The organism is Rhizobiaceae bacterium (assembly GCA_023953835.1).
Classification (GTDB): domain Bacteria; phylum Pseudomonadota; class Alphaproteobacteria; order Rhizobiales; family Rhizobiaceae; genus Mesorhizobium_G.
The window spans coordinates 2,486,306-2,509,978 of sequence record JAMLJB010000001.1 but is presented as its reverse complement, the minus strand read 5'-3'; the positions used below and the strand labels follow the sequence as shown (position 1 = coordinate 2,509,978).

Below are 23,673 nucleotides of genomic sequence, written 5' to 3'. Positions count from 1 at the left end.
AAGAACGGAGGCGCTAAGCGCCCGCGGGAGGAACATCGATGGCCGAATTCAAGAGCGATATCGAGATCGCGCGCGCTGCCAGGAAGAAACCCATTCAGGAGATCGGCGCGAAGCTCGGCATCCCGGCCGAGCACCTGCTGCCATACGGCCATGACAAGGCGAAGGTTTCCGCCGAATTCATCGCTTCGAAGAGGGGCGGCAAGGACGGCAAGCTGATCCTCGTCACGGCAATCAACCCGACGCCAGCGGGCGAAGGCAAGACGACGACGACCGTCGGTCTAGGCGACGGCCTCAACCGCATCGGCAAGAAGGCGGTGGTCTGCATTCGCGAAGCATCACTCGGGCCGAATTTCGGCGTGAAGGGCGGCGCTGCCGGCGGCGGCCATGCGCAGATCGTCCCGATGGAAGACATGAACCTCCATTTTACCGGCGATTTCCACGCCATCACCACGGCGCATAACCTGCTGGCCGCACTCATCGACAACCATGTCTATTGGGGCAACGAGCTGGGCATCGACACGCGCCGCATCGTCTGGCGGCGCGTCATGGACATGAACGACCGGGCGCTGCGTGAGATCATCTGCTCGCTGGGCGGAGCGGCCAACGGCTATCCGCGCGAGTCCGGCTTCGACATCACGGTCGCTTCGGAGGTGATGGCGATCCTGTGCCTTTCCCGCGACCTGAAGGATTTGCAGAAGCGGCTGGGCGACATCATCGTCGCCTATCGGCGGGACAAGTCACCTGTCCATGCGCGCGACCTGAAAGCGGACGGTGCAATGGCCGTGCTGCTGAAGGACGCGATGCAGCCGAACCTTGTGCAGACGCTGGAAAACAACCCGGCCTTCGTGCATGGCGGCCCGTTCGCCAACATCGCCCATGGCTGCAACTCGGTTGTCGCCACCACGACTGCGCTGAAGCTTGGCGACTATGTGGTGACGGAAGCCGGCTTCGGTGCCGACCTCGGCGCTGAGAAATTCTTCGACATCAAATGCCGCAAGGCCGGATTAAAGCCCGCCGCTGCCGTGATCGTCGCCACCGTGCGCGCCATGAAGATGAATGGCGGCGTGAAGAAGGAAGAGCTTGGCGCCGAAAATGTCGAGGCGGTGAGGAAGGGCTGCGCCAATCTCGGGCGTCACATCGAGAATGTGAAGCAGTTCGGCGTTCCCGCAGTCGTCGCCATCAACCATTTCGTTTCCGACACCGATGCCGAGATTCAGGCGATGAAGGACTATGTCGCCTCGCTTGGCGCCGAAGCCATCCTCTGCAAGCACTGGGCGCAGGGCTCGGCGGGGATCGAGGAGCTTGCGCATAAGGTGGTGGAACTCGCCGAAGGCGGCAGCGCCCAGTTCTCTCCGCTCTACCCGGACGAAATGCGACTCTTCGAGAAGATCAACACCATCGTGAAGCGCATCTATCGCGGTTCCGAGGCAATCGCCGACAAGGTGGTGCGCGACCAGCTCGCGGCCTGGGAAGCGGCGGGCTACGGCGACCTGCCGGTCTGCATGGCCAAGACACAATATTCCTTCTCGACCGATCCGAACCTGCGCGGCGCACCGACGGGCCATGTCGTGCCCGTCCGCGAGGTCCGCCTGTCGGCGGGCGCCGGTTTCGTCGTCGCGATCTGCGGTGAAATCATGACCATGCCGGGCCTGCCGCGATCGCCCTCCAGCGAACGCATCTTCCTGAATGAGCAGGGCCAGATCGAAGGGCTGTTCTGACCGCTGGATCGATTGATAGGCCGCGGCTGGCGCTGCCCCGACCGGCGGCGCATCGCAATGGTGCGGCCTCCTGGAGGCGCATATGCAGAGCGGCACCGCCGAAGACATTGACGGGCGATACGCTTGGCTGAGGCTGGGCATCTCGGTGCTGCTCGCAACGATCGGCTGCGCGGGCATGTGGATCGTGGTCGTCGTGCTACCGGGCGTGCAGGCGGAATTCGGCATCGACCGGGCGCAGGCCTCCCTGCCCTTCACGAGCACGATGATCGGCTTTGCGGCAGGCAATGTGCTGGTCGGCCGCGCGGTGGACCGCTTCGGCTATTTCCTGCCTGCGCTCGCATCGACATTGATGCTGGGCGCAGGGCTCGTCCTCGCCGGACTGTCGGCAACGGCGCTCCAGTTCGCGCTGGTCCACGGGATAATCGGGTTCGGCTCCGCCGCCATGTTCGGACCGCTGATCGCCGACATCTCGCACTGGTTTAACCGCAGGCGGGGCGTGGCCGTGACGACAGCGGCGGCGGGCAACTATCTTGCGGGCGTGATCTGGCCGATTGTCACGCCGCATCTCATGGCCGCTTACGGGTGGCGCGGAGCCTATGTCGCGGTGGGAGCATTCTGCGTCGTGGCAATGATCCCGTTGCTCCTGCTGATGCGCCGCCGTATCGATCGCAACATTTCGGTGCATCCATCGCTTGCGCCACGCAGCCGCACTGCCGCGACGATCCCGCCGCGCGTGTTGCAGGGGCTGCTGGTGGTGGCCGGATTTGGCTGCTGCATGGCCATGTCCATGCCGCAGGTGCACATTGTCGCCTATTGCATGGACCTTGGATACGGCATCGCGCGCGGCTCCGAAATGCTGTCGCTGATGCTTGCCGGGGGCGTCGTGTCGAGACTGGTTTCAGGTGTGGTTGCCGACCGGATCGGCGGCATCCGCACATTGTTGATCGGCTCGGTCCTGCAATGCCTGGCGCTATTCGCCTATATCCCCTTCGACGGCCTGGCGTCGCTTTATGTCGTTTCGCTTATCTTCGGGCTGAGCCAGGGCGGCATCGTGCCCTGCTATGCGATCATCGTGCGCGAATACATGCCGCCCGCCGAAGCGGGTCAGCGGATCGGGATGGTGATGATGGCAACGATCATCGGCATGTCGGTCGGCGGGTGGATGACCGGCTGGATCTATGTACAGACTGGCTCATACACGGCAGCCTTCATGAACGGCATCGCGTGGAACCTGCTCAACATCGCCGCCATGCTCTGGCTGCTCGCAAAGGATCGCAGCAGGACCGAGCCTGCGCTGGCGTGAGCATCGGGCTTTCCCCCTCCCCGCCGGGCAAGGAGAGGGGCAAGGTGCCGGCTATTCCGCGAAGAACGCGAAGCGGATCACGAACAGGATGGCCACCAGCCAAGTAGCCGCGTGGATCTGGCTGATCCTGCCCGTCGCGGACTTGATGACGACATAGCTGATGAAGCCGAAGGCAAGGCCGTTGGCGATCGAATAGGTGAAGGGCATCGCAAGTGCGGTCAGCGCCGCAGGCGTCGCTTCGGTCACGTCTTCCCAGTCTATGTCGACAAGCTCGCGCATCATGAGCCCGGCCACATAGAGCAAGGCCGGGGCCGTGGCGTAGGCGGGCACCGCGGCGGCCAGCGGCGATATGAACAGCGCGGCAAGAAACAACAAGGCGATGGTGAGCGCAGTCAGGCCCGTGCGACCGCCCGCCTGCACGCCCGACGCACTCTCGACATAGGCCGTCGTACTCGATGTGCCGAGCAGCGAACCGGCGACAATGGCGGTGGAATCGGCGAACAGCGCCCTGCCGAGATTGTTGGGCCGGCCTTCCTCTATCAGCTTCGCGCGCTTGGCGACCCCGATCAGCGTGCCGGTGGCGTCGAACACCTCGACCAGCACGAACACCAGAATGACCTGGATGATGCCGGCATGCAGAACGCCTGCGAGGTCGAGTTGCAGGAATGTCGGCGCGATGCTGGGCGGCATCGAGACCACGCCCTGAAACTGGGTGATGCCGAAGGCCATGGACAGGATGGTGACGACCAGTATGCCGATGAGGATCGCGCCGCGCACGCGCATGGCGTCGAGCGACGCGATAAGGAAAAAGCCCAGAATCGAGAGCAGCGTTCCCGCATTGTGAAGGCTGCCGAGACCGATCAACGTGGCCGGATTGTCCACGACGATGCCGGAGCTCTTCAGCGCGATAATCGCAAGAAAGAGGCCGATACCGGCGGCAATCGCGCTTCGCAGCGAATGGGGAATGCCGGCGACCAGCCAGCTTCGGATGCCGGTGACGGTCAGGATGAAGAAGATCACGCCCGAGATGAAAACCGCGCCGAGCGCCTGTTGCCAGGTGAAGCCCAGCGCCGCGACGACCGTGAATGCAAAGAAGGCGTTGAGCCCCATTCCGGGCGCCATGCCGATCGGCCAGTTCGCGAGAAGCGCCATGACCGCCGAGCCGACCGCCGCGGCAAGACAGGTGGCGACGAAAACCGCGTTTCGGTCCATGCCCGTCGATGAAAGAATCTCGGGATTGACGAAGATGATGTACGACATGGTGAGAAATGTCGTCAGCCCCGCGAGCACCTCGGTGCGCACGGAGGTTCGATGCTCCGAGAGCCTGAACAGTTTTTCCAGCAATTTTTCCTCCCTCCGCCGCTCCTCGCGGCAAACGCTTCTGAATACCAGAGAAGCGAAGGGTCGATTTTCAAATTAAATCGCAAACTGCTTATGCATGGTCGCGACGAGGTGGAACAGTTTGAACAGTCGAGCGTTCATCAGTGCCATCGTGAACGGAGGCCGAAATGAGCCGCTTCGACGAAATGAAGGTCCAGTCCATCATGGACGACAACTCGCTCGACATGGATAAGAAAATAGAAGCCCTGCTCGAAATCGAGTCCGAAGCGCGCGCACTCCAGCGAGCAGCATCGGAAAGCCCTATGGTTGACGATGATGGCTGGGAGGCGGCGTTGCGCGACGTGCGCACGGCACTCGACCGCCTCGGTTGGGAAGAACCTCAAAAGGGTGCCGCAAGCCTGTAAATAACTCAATCATATGTGAATACGGGCGCAGAAATTTCGTGACGGCGGAGCAAAATGCGCTAAATCCTGTCCATCTCGTTGCAGATGGATTGCACTATGCCTCGCCCGATCACTTGCATTGCCGACCTTCAGGACCTCGCGCGCAGGCGCGTGCCGAGGATGTTTTACGACTACGCCGATTCCGGTTCGTGGACGGAGAGCACCTATCGCGCCAATGAAGAAGATTTTGGCAGCATAAAGCTCCGCCAGCGCGTGGCGGTCGACATGCGCAATCGCTCGCTCGCCACCACCATGGCGGGGATTCCCGTTTCAATGCCTGTTGCCCTTGCGCCCACGGGCCTGACCGGCATGCAATATGCGGACGGCGAGATATTGGCCGCGCGCGCCGCCGCGAAGGCAGGCGTTCCTTTCACCCTTTCGACAATGAGCATCTGCTCCATCGAGGATGTCGCGGAGAATACGGACGCTCCGTTCTGGTTCCAGCTCTATGTGATGCGTGACCAGGATTTTTCGAACGGGCTGATCGACCGCGCGAAAGCAGCCGGGTGTTCCGCGCTGGTCCTGACGCTCGATCTTCAGATCCTCGGCCAGCGCCACAAGGACATCAAGAACGGCCTCACCACCCCGCCTGCGCCGACACTTGCAAACATGCTCAATCTCGCGACCAAGCCGCGCTGGGTCTATCACATGGCGCAGACCCGTCGGCGGACTTTCCGCAATATTGTCGGGCACGCCAAGGGCGCGGACAATCTGCGCTCGCTGAGCAAGTGGACGGCAGAGCAATTCGATCCGGCGCTGAACTGGGACGCGGTGAAACGCATCCGGGACCGGTGGGGCGGGAAATTCATTATCAAGGGCATCCTCGACCCCGAAGACGCCGCGATTGCGGCAAAGAGCGGCGCCGACGCTCTCATCGTTTCCAATCATGGCGGACGCCAGCTCGACGGAGCGCTGTCCTCCATCGCCTCCCTGCCGCCAATCGTGCGGGAGGTAGGCAGCAAGATCGAAGTTCACATGGACGGCGGGATTCGTTCGGGGCAGGACGTCATAAAGGCCCGCGCGCTTGGCGCACGCGGAGTCTATATCGGTCGCGCCTTCCTGTACGGGCTGGGCGCAATGGGCGAACATGGCGTGAGCGAGGCGCTGCGCTGCATCCGCAACGAACTCGACATCACCATGGCTTTTTGCGGTCTGCGCGATATCGAGAAAGTCGATTCAAACATCCTCGCGGAGAATCCATTCGCGGTCGCACCGCGCAAGAAAGCCTGACCGCATCGAGGGATTCCGCGCCAAGCTGTCGGAACCACTGCTTTTCGGACGTCTTTCGACAAGGTCCGGCATCCGCCGGAACCGTATCGGCGGACACGAAAGGACACACCATGCAGGTTCAGCCATATCTCCTCTTCAACGGCAACTGCCGGGAGGCCTTTGAAACCTATCACCGTATCCTTGGCGGCCAGATGCAGGCCATGCTCAGGCAGGGCGACGCCCCGACAGACGTTCAGGCGCCCGAGGACATGAAGGACAAGATCATGCATGCCTGCCTCGTCGTCGACGGCGACATGCTGATGGCCAGCGACGTTCCACCCCAATATTCGAAGGAACCCGGCGGCTTCTCGGTTTCGCTGCAGGTGGACAGCGCGAGCGAGGCCGAACGCATCTTCAACGCACTTGCCGATGGCGGAAATGTCACCATGGCGCTCAGCCCGACATTCTGGGCGGAGAGCTTCGGAATGCTGGTCGACCGGTTCGGAACGCCCTGGATCATCAACTATGCCGGGTCGGTGAAGTTCGAGGGCTGATCTGCCGCACCGCAAACCACGGGATACAACTCGCCGGTTGCATCGATAACGTTGACGTAAAAGTCAATGATCTCTAGATAGGGGGCAAATGGCGCAAGGCGCCTTCAACCAATCCGGAGTTCCAGATGACCATTGAGACAATTGCCGCGCAGATGAAGCCGCGCGTGGAAAGCGCCGGCTTCGATCGATCCGTGAAATTCGACACGGGCTCGAACGGTGTCATCGTCATTGACGGCGCGACCATCTCCACAGCCGACGCACCGGCGGACTGCACGATCATGCTTTCGCTCGACGATCTTGAATCGCTCGTCGCGGGCGACCTCAATCCGACGATGGCCTTCATGCAGGGCAAGATCAAGATCGAAGGCGACATGTCGGTCGCCATGGCGCTGAGCCAGGTTCTGTAGTTTATCGTAATTCGAACAGCTTCGAACACCGGCCTCCTGGCCGGTGTTTTCGTTTGGGGCGACCGCCATGCGCGGGTTCACGTTAAAGTTGAGGTTGCGGAATCAAGATTGCAATCCGCGCTCATAAATGCCGGTAACGACTCATCTTTTGAGGAAGGCCACGCCTCACGCAGCGGCGCGCAGCTTGCGCTGCTTAAGGCGGCGACCGACCGGCACAATGACGCCAGTTGCGCCATCCAGCACGCCCTCGCCGAGTTCGAGCGCAAGAAGTCTGTGCCGTTCATAGGGGCCGGGCATCGCAAGCGCGCCGGTCTTTTCGGCGGAGAAGCCAAAGCGGGCATAATACGGCGCATCGCCAACGAGCAGGATTGCGCGATGGCCGAGCCGTGCAGCTTCCGCAATCGCGTGGCGCATCAGGGCGGAGCCGATCCCGCCGCTCTTCAGCGAAGGATCGACCGCGAGCGGACCAAGCAACAGCGCGCGCACGCCTCCCGCATCGACATCCCAAAGGCGCACGGTGCCGACCAGTGAGCCGGCCTCGTCACGAGCGACGAAAGCCAAGCCCTCCGACGGCTTGCGCCCGCGCCGCAGCTTCTCGGACGATTTGCGCTTGCGATTGGGTCCCATTGCGCGATCGAGCAATGCCTCGCGCGCATGTGCATCGTCCTGCCGCTCGGCAAGGATCGAAAAGGCAATGGTTCTTATTTCTTCATGCACGGTCATTTGAGAATCCCTCACCCGCAGAGTTGTTCCACAAGCGAACGCGTCGCCGGCGAAACCCCGGCGGCGCGCGGACCTGACGGCAAATGCCGTCAGATCACGTAGGATCGCAGCGGCTCGAAGCCGTTGAATGCGACCGACGAATAGGTGGTCGTATAGGCGCCCGCGCCCTCGATCAGCACCTCGTCACCGATGGTGAGCGTCAACGGCAGGGCGTAAGGCGTCTTTTCGTAGAGCACGTCGGCGGAGTCGCAGGTCGGACCGGCGAGCACGCAGGGCGCTTTCTCGTCTCCGTCGCGCGGCGTGATGATCGGATAGCGGATCGCCTCGTCCATGGTTTCCGCGAGACCGCCGAACTTGCCGATGTCGAGATAGACCCAGCGCACATTGTCATTGTCCGCCTTCTTCGAGATCAGCACCACTTCCGACTTGATGACGCCCGCATTGCCGACCATGCCACGGCCCGGCTCGATGATGGTTTCGGGAATGGCGTTGCCGAAATGCTTGCGCAGCGCGCCGAAGATTGCTTCGCCATAGGCGCGCGCCACCGGCACGTCCTTGAGATAGCGTGTCGGAAAACCGCCGCCCATATTGACCATCCTGAGCGTGATGCCTTCCTCGGCCAGCGTGGCGAAGACCTTCTTCGCATCGCCAAGCGCACGATCCCAGGCGGTCAGGTCGCACTGCTGCGAGCCAACATGGAAGGATACGCCATAGGCGTCGAGACCAAGGCTGCGCGCATGGCGCAGCACATCGACGGCCATGGCCGGCACGCAGCCGAACTTGCGCGACAGCGGCCATTCCGCGCCCTCGCCATCGGTCAGCACACGGCAGAAGACGCGGGCCTGCGGCGCAGCGCGGGCGATCTTCTCGACTTCTTCCACGCAGTCGACAGCGAACAGGCGGATGCCCAGCTCATAAGCGCGGGCGATGTCGCGCTCCTTCTTGATCGTGTTGCCGAAGGAAATGCGATCCGGCGTGGCGCCGGCCTCCAGCGCCATCTCGACCTCGGCAACGGACGCCGTGTCGAAGCTGGAGCCGAGCGAGGCGAGCAGACGCAGGATTTCCGGCGCGGGATTGGCCTTGACCGCATAGAAGATGCGGCTGTCGGGCAGCGCCTTTTCGAAGGCGCGGAAATTGTCGCGAACCACATCGAGGTCAACGACGAGGCACGGGCCGGACGGGCGTCGGGTGGCGAGGAAATCGAGGATGCGCTGGGTAGCGGCCATGGGTCTCACTCCATCTGCGCGGAACGACCCGCGCGACTGCAAGGTGCGGAGCGCGCTGTCTGGCGTTCATCCGCGGTGGACAAAGACGAGACGAGCAACCCTGGCGCCGGGCGGTGGATTCACCGGAACCATTGAGACGCGTCTCGCGCGAGTGCTTGCTTTGGCCAAATGGCCGCAGCTCGCTTTGTCTGCCTTGGCTTGGATTGGGAGACCCGTTCCGCACTACAGGCAATGAAGGTGTGCCTCTTCAGTAACCCCGGTTTATGGACAACCGGCAGACACCAGAAAGGCCCGCACCGTCGTTGCTTCAAGACGTCCTCGGATCGGCGGGTGGCCGCTGAACCGACCGGGCTCGTTACTTCCCGGGTACCGTCCCGAACACCTCTCCATTCAGAGGGCCGGGGGACGCCCACAGGCACGTGCGACTTTGGGCAACGGCGCATATAAGAAACGCGCCCGTCACAATCAATTAAAATCTCGGCCCGGATTGAATTTTTTCGAATGCTGAACGACTCTGCGATCTCTGTTTCACTGGATTGAACGATGGATACGCTGACCCGCATTCGCGCCTTTATCGAAGTCGTTGACGCAGAAGGGTTTTCTGCCGCCGCGCGCAAGACCGGGCGGTCCAAAGCGCTGCTGTCGAAATATGTGCGGGAGCTGGAGGACGATCTCGGAACGCTGCTGCTGAACCGCACCACGCGCCAGTTCTCGCTCACCGAGGCGGGACATACCTATTTCCGCCGCGCATCGGAGATTCTGCGCGACATCGACACGCTGGCGGATTCGGTGCGCGATTCCTCCGGGGATGTGCGCGGCCGGATCAAGCTTTCCGCCCCGCGCACTTTCGCCGATGCCGCGATGGGGCAATCGTTGATCGATTTCGCCATCGCCCATCCCGACATCGTGCTGGACGTCAATCTCGACGACCGCTTCGTCGATCTGGTCGAGGAAGGATATGACATCGCCATCCGCATTTCGCGTCTTGAAAGCTCCTCCCTGATCGCGCGGCGGCTCGCGCCGTTCGGAATGCGGCTCTGCGCATCCCCTGCCCTCATCGCCCGACGCGGCAGGCCGGAACGCCCGCAAGACCTGGCCAATCTGCCCTGCATCATCGATTCCAACGCGCGCACCCTTTCGAACTGGCCTTTTCGCAACGAAAACGGCGATACCTTCACGGTTCAGGTTTCGGGGCCGATCGAGGTCAACAGCCCGATGGCGGTGCGCGCCGCAACGCTTGCCGGGCTCGGCTTCGCGATCATGCCCGACTTCATCGTTGCCGAGGACATCGCCGCCGGACGCCTGTTCTGCATGCTGGACGAGTTCCTGCCGGAAGGCGGCGGCATCTTCGCCGTCTATCCGCATAGGCGCTACCTGCCGGCAAAAATCCGGGCTTTTGTGGACTTCACCGCAAAATGGTTCAAACAGCGCGAGAAATCGTGAAGCGCATTCGTCCTACTTCTGCCCCGTTTATGTTAGCTAACCGTGTCGATACCGAAGCCAGCGTCCGACTCATGAGCCTGATCCGCCTGTCCAGCCTTTTGTGCACCCTCGGTGCGCTTGCCCTCGGCACGGCGCAGGTGGAGGCGCATCCGCACGTATTTGCCGAAGCGCGGCTCGACGTGATGCTGAAGCCCGACGGAAAGACGGTGGATTCGCTGCGGCATCTGTGGCGCTTCGACGACGTCTTTTCGAGCACCGTTATCGTCGAGTTCGACAAGAACGGCGACAACAAGCTGGACGACGCCGAAATGGCCGCCGTGCGCGAGACGGTCTACAACTCGCTCGGCGACTACAATTACTTCCAGCTCGTGACGGCAAACGGCAAGGATGTAGCGATGCAGAAGCCGGACGAATTTGTCGCGCTTTTCGACAACAACCAGCTCATCATCATGTTCAAGGCGCAACCGAAGGAACCGCTCAAGCTGACGGGCACGGTCGATTTCGGCGTTTACGATTCGACGTTCTACACGGCCATCGATTTCCTCGAGGACGACCAGATGGCAGTGGAAAATCTGCCCGCCGAATGCAGCCGCAAGGTGGTGAGGCCCGACCCGGACGAGATCATCGCCCAGAACCAGCAGAACCTGACCGAAGCCTTCTTGAGCGATCCCGCAGGCACCGATATGAGCAAGATTTTCGCGACCCGCCTCGAACTGAAATGCCCGGCATGACATGAGCAGATCCGCAACCATCCGCGCGCTTGCCGTCCTGGCGTTTTCACTCGTGATCGCCTCGGCGCATGCGCAAAGCTCGCTCGGCATCGGGACGAATGATGCGATCACGCCGTCGACGGGCCTGTTCGCGGGCTTCACGCAATGGGTGAACGTGCACCAGCAGCAATTCTATCGGGCGCTGACCGGCGCGCTGAAGGCGATGCGCGACGATGGCGGCAAGATGTGGCTGCTCGTCGGCCTCTCCTTCGCCTACGGCGTTTTCCATGCCGCCGGTCCCGGCCATGGCAAGGCCGTCATCTCGTCCTATATGCTGGCAAATGAAGTCGCGCTCAGGCGCGGCATCACGCTCGCCTTCATCTCCGCGTTCCTGCAAGGTATCACCGCGCTGGTGGTCATGGGCCTCGTTTTCCTGGTCCTGCGTCGCACCGCCATCTCCATGACCGATGCCACCTGGTTCCTGGAAGTCGCCAGCTATGGGATGATCACGCTCTTCGGCGCGTGGCTGCTCTGGAAAAAGGCCGCGCCGAAGGTCAAGGGTCTGTTCTTAGGCAATCCCGCAGTCAGCCTGTCCTCCGCGCAGACGCATTTCCATACCGCAACCTGCACGCATCCGAGCCATTTCTCGGCTTCCGGATTCGCCTGCGAGAGCTGTGGCCACTCCCATATGGCCGATCCTGCCTTGCTTTCCGGCGACCGTTTCGACTGGCGCACCGCGTGGACGGCAGTCGCGGCAGTCGGCTTGCGGCCCTGCACGGGGGCCATCATCGTGCTTTCCTTCGCGTTCCTCAACGAGCTTTGGCTGGGCGGGGTATTGTCCGTAGCGGCCATGTCGCTCGGCACTGCAATGACCGTTTCCGCGCTTGCAATCGTCGCAGTCACCGCCAAGAACTGGGCGGTCACGGCGGCTGGCGACGGACGCGTCGGCAACACCGTCCACGCCGCAATCGAAATCGGCGGCGCAGCATTCGTCATGCTGCTTGGCCTTATGCTGCTGGTCGCAAGCCTGAACGCTTGAATTTACCCCTCATCCGCCGCGGCTCTTGCCGCGAAGCCAGAACAGCACGAAGAAGGCCGCGACGAAGGCGACCGCAAATGCGCCTGCAACCGCGGTCGAGTATGAACCCACGGCCAGCATGATGTTGGGCATGTAGAACGCCGTGAGGCCGAACGCGGCCATGATGCAGGCGGCGGCAATCGCGGCGTTGCGCGTTTCTCTGTCCATCGGGACAATCCCTTTCAATGCAGCAGGCTGGAGCCGTGCGCGTGACCGGCATGCGCGCCATGATCGTGGTCTGTATGATCGTGGCGTCCGTGATCGGCGCACTGTTCAGATTCGGGCTCGACGGTGGCGTGGTCGATCCCATGTTCTTCCGCGAGCCGCTTTTTGATCGACCGGATCACGGTGAAAGGCTCCGCGCCGTCGTCGAGGCAGGCATGCAGGGTGGCGATATGGCGCGAGCCGTCCAGCGACCACAGATGCATGTGATGGACACCGCGCACTCCCTTCACGTTCGCCACCAGATCGGCCGCGATGCCGTCGCGATCCATGGAGCGGGGGGCGCCCTCGAGCAGCACCTGGGCCGCGTCCTTCATCAACGACCATGCCGTCGACAGGATCAGCACGGCGACCAGCACCGACAGGATCGGATCGATCGGCGTCCAGCCAGTCCAGATAATCACGAGCGCCGCGACAATTGCCGCGACAGAACCCAGCATGTCACCCAGCACATGCAGGATTGCGCCCCGCATGTTGAGATTCTCGCGGTCGCCGCCATGCAGGACGTAAAAGCCCGCAATATTGGCCATCAGGCCGAGCACTGCGACCAGCATCATCGGCCCGCCAAGAACCGGACCGGGGTTCATGAAGCGATGGTAGGCCTCATAGACGATCCAGACCGCCACGACGAAGATCGTCAGGCCGTTGACGAAGGCAACCAGCGTCTTGACCCGGCCCAGCCCGTAGGTGTGGCGCATGGTGGCGGGTTTCCCGGCAAGGTGAAAGGCGTACCAGGCCAGCCAGAGCGCAATGGAATCGGTGAGCATGTGGCCCGCATCGGCGAGCAGAGCCAGTGACCCCGTGAGCCATCCGCCGGCCGCCTCGACAAACATGAAGCCGCCCGTGAGCAGCGCGGCGATCAGCACGCGGCTCTTGTCCGTCGATCCCGCATCGTGGCCATGGCCATGGGGGCCGTGATCATGCGCGTGGGAATGGGCCATTCATCTGCTCCGGGAGGCCGACAACGGCCTCATGCACCGAAATCGCTGCGAAATTCCTCCAGCCGGCGCTTCTGTCTGCCATCGCTATCAAAATTGGCCGGATCGAGCCAGCCATCATACGCTTTTTTCAGCCCGGGCCATTCCTTGTCGATGATCGAAAACCATGCCGTATCGCGGTTTTCCCCCTTGATGACCATTGCCTGACGAAAAACGCCCTCCGGCTTGAAGCCGAAGCGAAGCGCGGCGCGCTTCGACGGTTCGTTGCGGTTGTTGCACTTCCATTCCCAGCGGCGATAGCCGAGATCGTCGAAGATATGGCGCATGAACAGGTAGTGCGCTTCGGTCGCGGCAGGCTTGCGCTGCATCAGCGGACCCCAATGGATATGGCCGATCTCGATGGCGCCGTTGGCCGTATCGATGCGCAGGAAGGTCTGCCGCCCCGCCACCTTGCCCGCCGCCTTGTCGATCACCGCGAAGTAGAGCGGGTCCTCGCTGGCTTCGGCCTTCTCCAGCCACGGCTCGAAATCCGCGCGGCTTTCGGGCGTGTACTCGCCGAGCCAACGGAAACGCTCGTCGGCATCGCCGACCGTTGCGGCCTCGTAGAGCCCGTCGCCGTGACGTTCAGCCGAAAGCGGCTCCAGCCGCACATACCAGCCCTCCAGCGCCTTGCGCTCGGGACGCCGACGCGGCGTCCAATTCTTCAGATCTTCGGTCACCCCGGCTCCATATGATTTGACAGTGGCGCTGGACCCTTCCAAAACGATGCGGTTTCAAGAAGCACCAGCCTGGACCAAGAGAATGATCCAAACCGTACCGGCTTTCGACCGTTTGGGCGAGGAAAACGCCTTTGCCGTGCTCGCGCGCGCCACCGCGCTTGCCCATGCCGGCAAGGACATCATCAATCTTGGCATCGGCCAGCCCGATTTCCGCACGCCGCAGCACATTGTTGAGGCGGCGATCAAGGCGTTGCGCGACGGCCATCACGGCTACACGCCCGCGAACGGGCTTTTGGCGACGCGCGAGGCGGTGGTGCGACGCACGCTGACGACCACCGGCATCGAGGTCTCGCCCGAGAATGTGATGATCCTGCCGGGCGGCAAGCCGACCATGTATGCGGCGATCGTCATGTTCGGGGAACCGGGAACGGATATCCTGTATCCCGACCCCGGCTTTCCGATCTATCGCTCCATGATCGAGTTCACCGGAGCGCGGCCCGTGCCGGTTCCGATCCGCGAGGAGAACGGCTTTGCCTTCTCGGCGAAGGAAACACTTTCGCTGATTACGCCGCAGACACGCCTGCTGATCCTCAATTCCCCGGCGAACCCGACCGGCGGCGTGACGCCGCGCGCCGAGATCGAAAAGCTCGTGAAGGGTTTGGAAAAGCACCCGGATGTGGCCATTCTCTCCGACGAAATCTATGACGTGATGACCTATGACGGGGAAGAGCATACTTCCCTGCTGCAATTCCCGGAAATACGCGACCGGCTGATCGTGCTGAACGGCTGGTCCAAGACATGGGCGATGACCGGCTGGCGCATGGGCTGGTCGATCTGGCCGAACGGCGACAAGGGCGCTCACCTCTATGACAAGGCGCGCAAGCTGGCGGTCAATTGCTGGTCGTGTGTCAACGCGCCGTCTCAATATGCGGGCATCGCGGCCATCGACGGGCCGCAGGACGATGTCGAAAAAATGATGCGAGCGTTCGACAACCGCCGCAAGATCGTGGTCGAAGGGTTGAACGGCCTGCCGGGTGTCTCCTGCGTCACGCCGAAGGGAGCGTTCTACGCCTTCCCGAACATCAGCCGCACAGGACGCAAGGCCAAGCCGCTGGCCTCTGCGCTTCTCGAAGAGGCAGGCGTGGCGCTGATCGGCGGGCCGGATTTCGGCGTGCTCGGCGAAGGCTATATCCGGCTTTCCTACGCGAACTCGGAAGAGAACATCCTGCGCGCCATCGACAGGATCGCGGATTTCTTGTCGAAGTTGAACTAGCCCCTGCCGACGAACGGCATATTGGTCGCCATGATGGTCTGGAACAGCACATTGCTGTCGAGCGGCATGCCAGCCATGTAGAGCACGGCTTCCGCAACGCGTTGCACGTCCATGACGGGTTCGGGCGCGACTGTGCCGTTTGCCTGCGGCACGCCGGTCGCCATGCGGTGCGTCATGTCGGTAGAAGCATTGCCGATGTCTATCTGGCCGCAGGCGATGCCGAATGGCCGTCCATCGAGTGCAAGCGTCCGCGTCAGGCCGGTGATCGCGTGCTTGGTCGTCGTGTACGGGACCGAACCCGGACGGGGCGCATAGGCGGAAATCGAACCGTTGTTGATGATGCGCCCGCCCTGCGGCTGCTGCGCCCGCATCTGGCGAAACGCGGCGCGGGCGCAGAGAAACGCGCCGGTCAGGTTGACGTTCAGCACCTCCTGCCAGACTTCGACTGGAATCTCATCGATCAGCATGGGCTTCGACCCCATGCCCGCATTGTTGAACAGAAGATCGATGCGCCCGAAGCGCTGCGCCGCCTCTGCAAACGCCGCATCCACCTCCCCGGCCCTGCCGACATCGCACGCAACGGCAAGCGCTTCGGCATCGCGCGGCGTCGCCTCGGCGATGGCGAGGTCGAGTTTTTCCTTCCGCCGCCCGATCAATACAGTATTCCAACCGGCATGCAGGAAGGCTGTTGCAACCGCCTTGCCAATGCCCGAGCCTGCTCCGGTGACAACCGCTACCTTGGACATGTGCGCCGCCGCCTTACCAGGGCGATTTGCGCGCATCGGCGGGTGCGGCACCCGCACTCGCTTCGACCGGCGCTGTGGCACCCTCGATGGTCGCCTCGATATGGTCGATCAGGCTGTCGGGCAGGTTGAGACGGCCCGCCAGCAGGTCGAGATAGCCGCGTTCGGCGCGCGTGTCGGCATTTATTGCCAGGCGCGAGGCGGTATAGAGTTCGACGCGCTGCGCCTCGGTCTTTGCCTCGCCGACCAGTTGGTCGAGATCAAGCGGACTGGAAAGTTCCTTCTGCAGAAAAGCTTCAGCATCGCCGTCGATTCCCGCCAGCCCGACACGTCCAAGAATCTTCTGGCGTTCTTCCTCGTCAATATGACCGTCGGCCTTTGCGGCGCAGATCATGGCGCGGACCAGTGTCAGCGCAAATTCGGACTCGCCCTGCGGAGCCTGCGAGGGATGAAAGGGCGTTTCGCTGGGTGGCGGCAGAAGCTCCGGCTCCTTCGCGGCGGTTTCGGCTCCCGGCTGCTGCCCAGCCTGATAGTTCTGGTACGCCTTGTAGGCGAGGCCGCCGATCGCGGCCAATCCGCCGAGCTTGATGACGCTGCCGGTGATCTTGCGGCCTGCCCCGGTGCCCAGCAGCACGGCGGCAAGCGCGCCCGCCGCCAGCGGATTGTCCTTTGCCATCTGAACGGCCTTGTCCGCCTGGTCGCGCACCGTTCCGGTGGTGCCTGGTACGTTCGAACCCAACAGATCGTCTAGAAGCTTCTTGGGATCGAACATAGTTGGCCTCCGCAGCGGGATTGAATATTGCGCCGAACCTAGGAAGAGGCTGCCCCCATTGCAATGCGGTGCCGATCTTTTTACCGCTCAGGAGCCGATATGCTTCCTGCCGCGCCGCCCGGCGAGTTCCACCTGCCTGTGGCGCTCTGCATAGCGGGCGCGATCCGCCTCGCTGCGCTGCTCTGCGCAATGCGGACAGGAGACGCCTTCCACATAGTGCGGAGAGCTGCGCTCTTGCGCAGTGAGCGGATGACGGCAGGCCCGGCAAAGCTCGGCATCGCCCACCTCAAGCCCGTGACCGACTGAAACGCGCTCATCGAAAACGAAGCACTCGCCGTCCCACAGGCTCTGGGTCTCGGGCACCTCTTCCAGATATTTCAGAATGCCGCCCTTGAGGTGGTAGACATTGGGCAGCCCGACCGATTTCAGATAGGCCGTCGCCTTTTCGCACCGGATGCCGCCCGTGCAGAACATGGCGACCTTGCGCCCGGCGAGCGCGTTGTGGTGGCGGTCCACCCAGGCGGGAAATTCTGTGAAGCTCGCGGTGCCGGGATCGACAGCGTTGCGGAACGTGCCAAGCGCGACTTCATAGGCGTTGCGCGTGTCGATCACCATCGTCTCCGGGTCCGAAATCAGCGCATTCCAATCAGCGGGTGCGACATAGGTTCCCGCGTCGGTCGGGTCGAGACCGGGAACGCCCATGGTCACGATCTCCTTCTTCAGCCGCACCTTCATGCGATGGAACGGCATCTCCGAAGCGTCGCTGAACTTGGCTTCGAGCCCGGCAAATTCGGGCATGGCTTTGAGATACGCCAGCAATTCGTCGATCGCCCGCGCCGTTCCAGCAACGGTGCCGTTGATGCCCTCCCCGGCGAGCAACAGCGTTCCCTTGATTCCGCGCGCGCAGCAAAACGTGGCCAGCGGCTGCCGCAGCGCCGCCGGATCGGACAGCCGCGTGAACAGGTAGAGAGCGGCGACCTTCATGCCTTGCGTTTCGTTACTCATGCGCCGTCGCTACGCCTTGAATGCGACAGCCGCAAGATGCAGGGCGGCGAAGAAATGACGCAGGAATTTGTCCACCTGTTTCAGAATGGCCGCAATATCCGGCAGGCCTGAACCGAATGGAGCCCCGATGTTTTCCGAATCGACCAAGAATGAAATCGCCGCCGCCGCACGCGCGGAAGGACTCGAACCGGCGGCGCTGCTCGCGGTCTCGGATGTGGAATCCGGCGGGCAGCCATTTGCGCGCGTCGAGGGCCGGGACGAGCCATTGATCCGGTTCGAGGGCCACTATTTCAACAGGCTGCTGCCGAAAGACAAAAGAACCATCGCCATGAACGCGGGGCTCGCCTCATCGAGGGTGGGCGGCGTGGCAAACCCGCGCACGCAGGAGGGCCGCTGGAAACTGCTCAACCGCGCTGCGATGATCGACCGCCAGGCCGCCATGCAGTCCACGTCCTGGGGACTTGGCCAGGTGATGGGCGTTCACTGGGAGTGGCTCGGATATGGCTCGGTCGATGCGCTGGTTTCCGAGGCGCGCTCCGGCGCGGCGGGGCAGGCCCGTCTGATGTTGCGATTCATCGTCGCCAACGGGCTGCGCGAAGTGCTCAAAGACCATGACTGGGAAGCGTTCGCGCACCGCTACAATGGGCCGGCCTACCGGCGCAACGGCTATCACACGAAGATGGCCGCCGCCTATCGGCGCTATGCGCGCGATAGCGGCTTGACGCTGGCCGGTCCGCTGAAGCGCGGCGCAAGCGGCGAGTCTGTCGTCAAATTGCAGCAAGCACTTGCAAAGGCCGGTTTTCCGCTTGATGCGGATGGACGGTTCGGTCTTGCGACCGAAACCGCCTTGCGCGCATTTCAACGCAAGGCCGGAATAGGCGTGGACGGTATCGCTGGCGCGGATACCTTCTCCCACCTGAAAATAATGCCGAAGCTGGAGCAGAAATCCCTTTTTTCTTTCTCGGATCCGTTAATGTGGATGCATGGCTTCCGCGCGCGGACAGCCGACATGGACAGCGCCAACCCGCTCTGATAGAGCGGCTAAATCGGTTGAATCAATGGGGATCGGCACCGTGAACAGCAAGACAAAAGCCCTGCTCACACTGCTTGGCGGACAACCGGTCATCCCCGTCCTGAAGATCGAGGACGCGTCGCACGCAGTGCCGCTTGCGCGGGCGCTGGCACGCGGCGGTCTGCCCGCAATCGAGATAACGCTACGCACGCCGCACGCGCTCGAAGCCATTCGCCGCGCCGCCGCCGAAGTGCCGGAAGCCATTGTCGGCGCTGGAACAATTCTCAATCCCGTGCAGTTCGAGGCTGCCGAAAAGGCCGGCTCGAAATTCATCGTGAGCCCCGGCGTCACGCCCGCGCTGCTGGCGGAATCGGCGGGGAGCGAGGTGCCCCTGCTGCCCGGCGCCATTACGCCGGGCGAGATCATGGGCGCGCTCGATGCGGGTCTTGATTTCCTCAAGTTCTTTCCTGCCGAGCAGGCCGGAGGCGCCGCGTTCCTGAAAGCACTCGCCTCGCCGCTGGCCGAAGTGATCTTCTGCCCGACCGGCGGCATTTCCGCGAAGAATGCGTGCGACTATCTGAAGCTGCCCAATGTCGTATGCGTCGGCGGCTCATGGGTCGCGCCGGACGATATGGTGAAGGAAGGCCGCTGGGCCGAGATCGAGGCATTGGCCCGCGAGGCTTCGGCGCTCAAGGGCTGAGCGGCGCAGAGCGCCCTATTCGACCATCCGTTCGGCAATCTGATCCCACAGCGCTTCAAGCCGCAAAATGACGCGATTGAGGTCGGGATCGCCTTCCAATTGCGCCGCGCGACCCTTCAGTTCCAGGATTTCGCCGTGGCGCAGGGTTACCGCCGAACGGAACCGTTCCCGATGCGCCTGATTGAGCAGGGAGGCCGAAAGCAATTTCGTGACCACCGCTGCCGTTTCAACAGCAACGCGTCCGTTTTCCTGCAGTTGATCTATAAGATCACGCGACACTCGACCGCTGCCTATTGGGAGATACTCTGAGTAATTTCGCGCGTTAACCATAACGCTGTCAACGCATTGCGGGTTATGCTGTGGAAAGAGTTGAACTGGCTTACAAGACCTCGGACGCACAGATTTCGTTCGACAGCAAAGTCGTGATTTCACATAATGGAAATGGCTCCGCGAGATCGTCAATCGCGTCGGAGATTGCGTGGCACGACCGTCGACGGCGCGGCGGAAGGTCCCGCGGGCCGCTCATGGCATTGTGACGTCCCCATCCATGGTCCCGGTCTGGCTCAGGAGCCAGTCGACAAGTTTCTCGCCATCGCTTTCGGGAAGGCGTGGCCGCACCAGAAAATAGCCGCGATCCGGCGCGAAGGCCGCAGCAGCCACGGGCACGAGCACGCCCGCGCGCAACAGGCTGTCGATCAGCCCGATCCAGCCGATGGCCACGCCCTGATGCTCGATGGCCGCCTGCACCACGAGGTTGTACGTATTGAAGCGGAGATCGCCATGGCCGCCCGGCGGGCGCGACACGCCCGATTGAGCGAGATAGGTATCCCAGTCGAACCAGGGGCTGGGACTCGCCGCGTCTAGATGAATGAGTCGCGAAGCGGCAAGGCTTCGCGGTTCGCGCAGTTGGGGATTGCGGTCGAGATAGTCCGGTGTACAGACCGGAACCACATTTTCCGGCAGGAGATTGACGGCGCCTGCCCCAAAATCATTCTGCGCGCCGAAAGCGATCGCAACGTCCGCCGGCTCCATTTCCTCCGCATCGAAACGCTGCGTGGCGACGATCTGGATGTCGATGCCGGGATGGTGCGCGCGGAAGGATGACATGCGAGGCATGAGCCAGAAGGTCGAAAAGGCATAGTCGGTGCGCAGCCTCAATACAGGCCGTCTGACCGACGCATGATACTCCCGCATCAGTTCATCGATCTCCCCGACCGACCGGCTGACGATCTCGAAGAGCCGCCTCCCTTGCGGCGTCAGTTCGACCCCCTGCCTGCGGCGAAGCAGCAAGGTGTGCCCGACCTGTTCCTCAAGCCGCCGGATCTGATAGCTGACGGCGGGCTGCGTCAGGCCCAGCTCGGCAGCGGCCGCCGAAAAGCTGCCGCGGCGGACGGCTTCCACGAATATGCGCATCCATGCCAGGTCAATTTTCCGTTCAGCCATAAAGCCTGTTTATCATGACCATTGAAAAATAACAGGTTTACGGCATGCGTCATGCGTCTCTTAATGGACCATCGCGATCCGCGCTGGTCTCAGGAGCGACATGGCAAAGCCGAACATTCTCATCCTGATGGTGGACCAGCTCAGCGGCACGCTGTTTCCCGACGGTCCCGCTCCATTTCTCCACGCGCCCAATATTTCCGCGCTGGCGGAAAGGTCCGTGCGGTTCGCCAATGCCTACACGGCAAGCCCTCTGTGCGCGCCCGCGCGCGCCTCCTTCATGGCCGGGCAATTGCCGAGCCGCACACGCGTGTATGACAACGCGGCGGAATTCTGCTCGGACATTCCCACATTCGCCCATCATCTGCGCGGCGCGGGATACCAGACCAGTCTCTGCGGAAAGATGCATTTCGTCGGCCCCGACCAGTTGCACGGCTTTGAGGAGCGGCTGACGACGGACATCTACCCAGCCGATTTCGGCTGGACGCCGGACTATAGCCACCCCGGCGAGCGCATAGACTGGTGGTATCACAACCTCGGCTCGGTGACCGGCGCGGGCGTCGCCGAAATCACCAACCAGATGGAATATGACGACGAGGTGACCTACCACGCCGTGCGCAAGCTCCATGACCTGGCGCGCGGCCATGACGAGCGGCCCTGGTGCGTGACCGTCAGCTTCACGCATCCGCACGATCCGTATGTCGCGCGCCGACGCTACTGGGACCTTTACGAAGGCTCCCCCGCGCTCGAACCCCGGACGGCGCCGATACCGTATCACCGGCAGGACCCCCATTCGCAGAGGCTCATGGATGCCTGCGACCATACCGCATTCAGGATAGAAGCCGAGGATGTGAGGCGCGCGCGGCAAGGCTATTTCGCCAATATTTCCTATATCGACGACAAGGTGGGCGAGATTCTCAACACGCTCCAAAGATGTCGCATGCTGGACAACACCGTGGTCTTTTTCGTGTCAGATCATGGCGAGATGCTGGGTGAACGCGGCTTATGGTTCAAGATGAGCTTCTTTGAGGGATCGCTGCGCGTCCCGCTTATGATCGCCGCTCCCGGCTGGACGCCGCGCCGGGTCGACGAAGCGGTCTCGACGCTGGATGTATGCCCCACCCTTGCCGCGCTCGCCGGCGTAGACATGGACGAACTCGCACCCTGGACGGATGGTGTCGACCTGGCGCCGGTTGCAGACGGAACTCGGGCGCATGGACCAGTCGCGGCGGAATACGCAGCCGAAGGCTCCGTCGCGCCACTGGTCCTTCTGCGCGAGGGCGACCTGAAGCTGGTGCTTTGCGAGAAGGACCCGCCGCAACTCTTCGACCTTGCCGCAGATCCCGACGAGATGAACAATTGCGCCGCCGACCCGGCCTATTCCGAAAGGCTGGCCGAACTCACCGCACAGGCAGAGGCGCGCTGGGACCTTCCCGCATTCGACAGCGCCGTGCGCGAAAGCCAGGCCCGCCGCCATGTCGTCTACAAGGCGCTGCGCAACGGCGCTTACCATTCATGGGACCACCAACCTGAGCACAAGGCTTCGGAGCGCTACATGCGCAATCATCTTGATCTGAACGTGCTGGAGGAGAACCAGCGCTTTCCGAGAGGGGAATAACTCTAACAAGAACCAACAGGAGTGCTGACATGAACAGATATGCAATGCGTGCACTTTTGGCCGGCGCCGCCATGGCGGTCGGTCTTGCCTCGGCGCAGGCTGCGGACCCTGAAAGCTGCAAGAAGGTGCGGCTGTCGGATGTGGGCTGGACGGACATCCAGGTGACCACCGGCGTCGCATCGACCTTGCTCACCGCGCTCGGCTATGAGCCGGAGATAACGCAACTTTCGGTCGCGGTCACGCTGACCGCGCTCAAGGAAAACGACATAGACGTCTTTCTCGGAAACTGGATGCCGACCCAGACGGACGCGCTCAAGCCCTATACCGATGAAGGATCGATCGAGGTCGTTGCGCTCAATCTCGAAGGAGCGGGTTTCGGGCCTGTGGTGCCGAATTATGTAGCGGAGGCCGGTGTGAAATCGCTGGCTGACCTTGGCCCGAACGCAGAGAAATTCGGCGGCAAGATCTACGGTATCGAGGCCGGGTCGTCCGGTAACAAGAACCTGCTCGCGCTGATCGAGGACCCGGCCAACAATCTGCAGGGCTTCGAGCTTGTCGAATCGTCCGAGGCAGGCATGCTGACGCAGGCCGAGCAGACCATCAAGGAAAACGGCTGGGTGATTTTCCTTGGCTGGACACCGCATCCGGTGATGGGCGAAATGCCGATCACCTACCTGACCGGACTTGAAAAGGCCGGCTTCGGCGAGGCCAAGGTCTACACGCTGAGCCGCAAGGGCTATGCCGCCGAATGCCCGAATGCGGGGACTTTCTTCAAGAACCTCAAGTTCAACCTGTCCATGGAAAATGTCATGATGGACAAGGTGTTGAAGGGCGAAAACCCCAATGACGTCGCCAAGGCATGGCTCAAGGAAAATCCGGATGCCGTGACGCCTTGGCTCCAGGGCGTCACGACCCTCGACGGTGGAGACGCGGCAGCAGCGGTTTCCGCAGCGCTGGCGAACTGACGCCTCACGGCCCGGCAATCCTCGATGCCGGGCCGCATTCCTCGAACTCATGCCTTTTGTGTCGGGAGATTTTGTCTCTCGACAGCGGTTCCGCCTCTGGCCGGAAATCGC

At 62.4% G+C, this 23,673-nt stretch carries 25 protein-coding genes; 14 read left to right on the top strand and 11 right to left on the bottom strand.

Going from position 1 to position 23,673, the window contains the following annotated elements; all coding sequences use genetic code 11:
* Positions 1-38: 38 nt before the first annotated feature.
* Both M9924_11835 and M9924_11830 read left to right on the top strand, forming a co-directional pair.
* Positions 39-1,718 carry a formate--tetrahydrofolate ligase gene (locus M9924_11835; protein ID MCO5065089.1) on the top strand — a complete coding sequence of 560 codons (1,680 nt, stop codon included), beginning with the start codon at positions 39-41 and terminating at the stop codon, positions 1,716-1,718.
* A gap of 82 nt (positions 1,719-1,800) precedes the next feature.
* Positions 1,801-3,021: an MFS transporter gene (locus M9924_11830; protein ID MCO5065088.1), complete on the top strand. Its 1,221-nt coding sequence runs from the start codon at positions 1,801-1,803 to the stop codon at positions 3,019-3,021.
* Between the two features lie 51 nt (positions 3,022-3,072).
* Here the strand turns inward: M9924_11830 and M9924_11825 are convergent, their stop codons facing one another.
* Positions 3,073-4,365, bottom strand: a complete 1,293-nt coding sequence (locus tag M9924_11825) for an NCS2 family permease (GenBank protein ID MCO5065087.1) — start codon at positions 4,363-4,365, stop codon at positions 3,073-3,075.
* Between the two features lie 164 nt (positions 4,366-4,529).
* On the opposite strand from M9924_11825, the gene M9924_11820 reads away from it, so the two are divergent.
* The 4 genes from M9924_11820 to M9924_11805 all read left to right on the top strand — a co-directional run bounded on the left by M9924_11820 (position 4,530) and on the right by M9924_11805 (position 6,975).
* A complete protein-coding gene (locus M9924_11820) occupies positions 4,530-4,766 on the top strand; it encodes a hypothetical protein (GenBank protein MCO5065086.1) in 237 nt (78 codons plus the stop codon).
* 96 nt (positions 4,767-4,862) lie between these two features.
* The gene (locus M9924_11815; GenBank protein MCO5065085.1) at positions 4,863-6,035 is read left to right on the top strand and encodes an alpha-hydroxy-acid oxidizing protein; all 1,173 of its coding nucleotides are present in this window, start codon (positions 4,863-4,865) and stop codon (positions 6,033-6,035) included.
* A 110-nt stretch (positions 6,036-6,145) separates the two neighbouring features.
* Positions 6,146-6,568 (top strand): VOC family protein, encoded by a 423-nt coding sequence (locus M9924_11810; GenBank protein MCO5065084.1) that lies wholly within the window; start codon positions 6,146-6,148, stop codon positions 6,566-6,568.
* Positions 6,569-6,693: 125 nt separating this feature from the next.
* A complete protein-coding gene (locus tag M9924_11805) occupies positions 6,694-6,975 on the top strand; it encodes an SCP2 sterol-binding domain-containing protein (protein ID MCO5065083.1) in 282 nt (93 codons plus the stop codon).
* Positions 6,976-7,140: 165 nt separating this feature from the next.
* Here M9924_11805 and M9924_11800 read toward each other — a convergent pair whose 3' ends face one another.
* Entirely contained in the window at positions 7,141-7,698 is a 558-nt protein-coding gene (locus M9924_11800) for an N-acetyltransferase (GenBank protein ID MCO5065082.1), read from the bottom strand.
* An 89-nt stretch (positions 7,699-7,787) separates the two neighbouring features.
* Positions 7,788-8,924, bottom strand: a complete 1,137-nt coding sequence (gene odc2, locus M9924_11795; protein ID MCO5065081.1) for an ornithine/lysine decarboxylase — start codon at positions 8,922-8,924, stop codon at positions 7,788-7,790.
* A 543-nt stretch (positions 8,925-9,467) separates the two neighbouring features.
* On the opposite strand from odc2, the gene M9924_11790 reads away from it, so the two are divergent.
* The 3 genes from M9924_11790 to M9924_11780 all read left to right on the top strand — a co-directional run bounded on the left by M9924_11790 (position 9,468) and on the right by M9924_11780 (position 12,116).
* Entirely contained in the window at positions 9,468-10,367 is a 900-nt protein-coding gene (locus tag M9924_11790; protein ID MCO5065080.1) for a LysR family transcriptional regulator, read from the top strand.
* 71 nt (positions 10,368-10,438) lie between these two features.
* Positions 10,439-11,098 carry a DUF1007 family protein gene (locus M9924_11785; protein ID MCO5065079.1) on the top strand — a complete coding sequence of 220 codons (660 nt, stop codon included), beginning with the start codon at positions 10,439-10,441 and terminating at the stop codon, positions 11,096-11,098.
* 1 nt (position 11,099) lies between these two features.
* Positions 11,100-12,116: a nickel/cobalt transporter gene (locus M9924_11780; GenBank protein MCO5065078.1), complete on the top strand. Its 1,017-nt coding sequence runs from the start codon at positions 11,100-11,102 to the stop codon at positions 12,114-12,116.
* 9 nt (positions 12,117-12,125) lie between these two features.
* Here M9924_11780 and M9924_11775 read toward each other — a convergent pair whose 3' ends face one another.
* The 3 genes from M9924_11775 to M9924_11765 are packed head-to-tail and all read right to left on the bottom strand — an operon-like array spanning position 12,126 to position 14,034.
* On the bottom strand, positions 12,126-12,323 hold the full coding sequence (locus M9924_11775) for a hypothetical protein (GenBank protein ID MCO5065077.1): 198 nt from the start codon (positions 12,321-12,323) through the stop codon (positions 12,126-12,128).
* Positions 12,324-12,337: 14 nt separating this feature from the next.
* Positions 12,338-13,318, bottom strand: a complete 981-nt coding sequence (locus M9924_11770; protein ID MCO5065076.1) for a cation diffusion facilitator family transporter — start codon at positions 13,316-13,318, stop codon at positions 12,338-12,340.
* Positions 13,319-13,347: 29 nt separating this feature from the next.
* Positions 13,348-14,034: a GNAT family N-acetyltransferase gene (locus tag M9924_11765; protein MCO5065075.1), complete on the bottom strand. Its 687-nt coding sequence runs from the start codon at positions 14,032-14,034 to the stop codon at positions 13,348-13,350.
* 82 nt (positions 14,035-14,116) lie between these two features.
* Between M9924_11765 and M9924_11760 the strand changes: the two genes are divergently transcribed.
* Positions 14,117-15,307: a pyridoxal phosphate-dependent aminotransferase gene (locus M9924_11760; protein ID MCO5065074.1), complete on the top strand. Its 1,191-nt coding sequence runs from the start codon at positions 14,117-14,119 to the stop codon at positions 15,305-15,307.
* On the opposite strand, the gene M9924_11755 is transcribed toward M9924_11760, so the two are convergent.
* From M9924_11755 to M9924_11745, 3 genes are all read right to left on the bottom strand, one after another.
* Complete coding sequence (locus M9924_11755) at positions 15,304-16,053, bottom strand: SDR family oxidoreductase (protein ID MCO5065073.1); 750 nt, start codon at positions 16,051-16,053, stop codon at positions 15,304-15,306. The genes M9924_11760 and M9924_11755 overlap by 4 nt on opposite strands.
* A 13-nt stretch (positions 16,054-16,066) precedes the next feature.
* A complete protein-coding gene (locus M9924_11750) occupies positions 16,067-16,822 on the bottom strand; it encodes a tellurite resistance TerB family protein (GenBank protein MCO5065072.1) in 756 nt (251 codons plus the stop codon).
* A gap of 87 nt (positions 16,823-16,909) precedes the next feature.
* Entirely contained in the window at positions 16,910-17,827 is a 918-nt protein-coding gene (locus M9924_11745) for a rhodanese-related sulfurtransferase (GenBank protein MCO5065071.1), read from the bottom strand.
* Positions 17,828-17,954: 127 nt separating this feature from the next.
* Between M9924_11745 and M9924_11740 the strand changes: the two genes are divergently transcribed.
* Positions 17,955-18,860 carry an N-acetylmuramidase domain-containing protein gene (locus M9924_11740; GenBank protein ID MCO5065070.1) on the top strand — a complete coding sequence of 302 codons (906 nt, stop codon included), beginning with the start codon at positions 17,955-17,957 and terminating at the stop codon, positions 18,858-18,860.
* A 40-nt stretch (positions 18,861-18,900) separates the two neighbouring features.
* Positions 18,901-19,539 carry a 2-dehydro-3-deoxy-phosphogluconate aldolase gene (locus M9924_11735; GenBank protein MCO5065069.1) on the top strand — a complete coding sequence of 213 codons (639 nt, stop codon included), beginning with the start codon at positions 18,901-18,903 and terminating at the stop codon, positions 19,537-19,539.
* 15 nt (positions 19,540-19,554) lie between these two features.
* Here the strand turns inward: M9924_11735 and M9924_11730 are convergent, their stop codons facing one another.
* On the bottom strand, positions 19,555-19,818 hold the full coding sequence (locus M9924_11730; GenBank protein ID MCO5065068.1) for a hypothetical protein: 264 nt from the start codon (positions 19,816-19,818) through the stop codon (positions 19,555-19,557).
* A 243-nt stretch (positions 19,819-20,061) separates the two neighbouring features.
* Positions 20,062-20,982 (bottom strand): LysR substrate-binding domain-containing protein, encoded by a 921-nt coding sequence (locus tag M9924_11725; protein ID MCO5065067.1) that lies wholly within the window; start codon positions 20,980-20,982, stop codon positions 20,062-20,064.
* A gap of 100 nt (positions 20,983-21,082) precedes the next feature.
* Here M9924_11725 and betC point away from each other — a divergent pair, with 100 nt between their 5' ends.
* Both betC and choX read left to right on the top strand, forming a co-directional pair.
* Positions 21,083-22,597, top strand: a complete 1,515-nt coding sequence (gene betC / locus M9924_11720) for a choline-sulfatase (protein MCO5065066.1) — start codon at positions 21,083-21,085, stop codon at positions 22,595-22,597.
* 29 nt (positions 22,598-22,626) lie between these two features.
* On the top strand, positions 22,627-23,562 hold the full coding sequence (gene choX, locus M9924_11715) for a choline ABC transporter substrate-binding protein (protein MCO5065065.1): 936 nt from the start codon (positions 22,627-22,629) through the stop codon (positions 23,560-23,562).
* Positions 23,563-23,673: the final 111 nt, after the last annotated feature.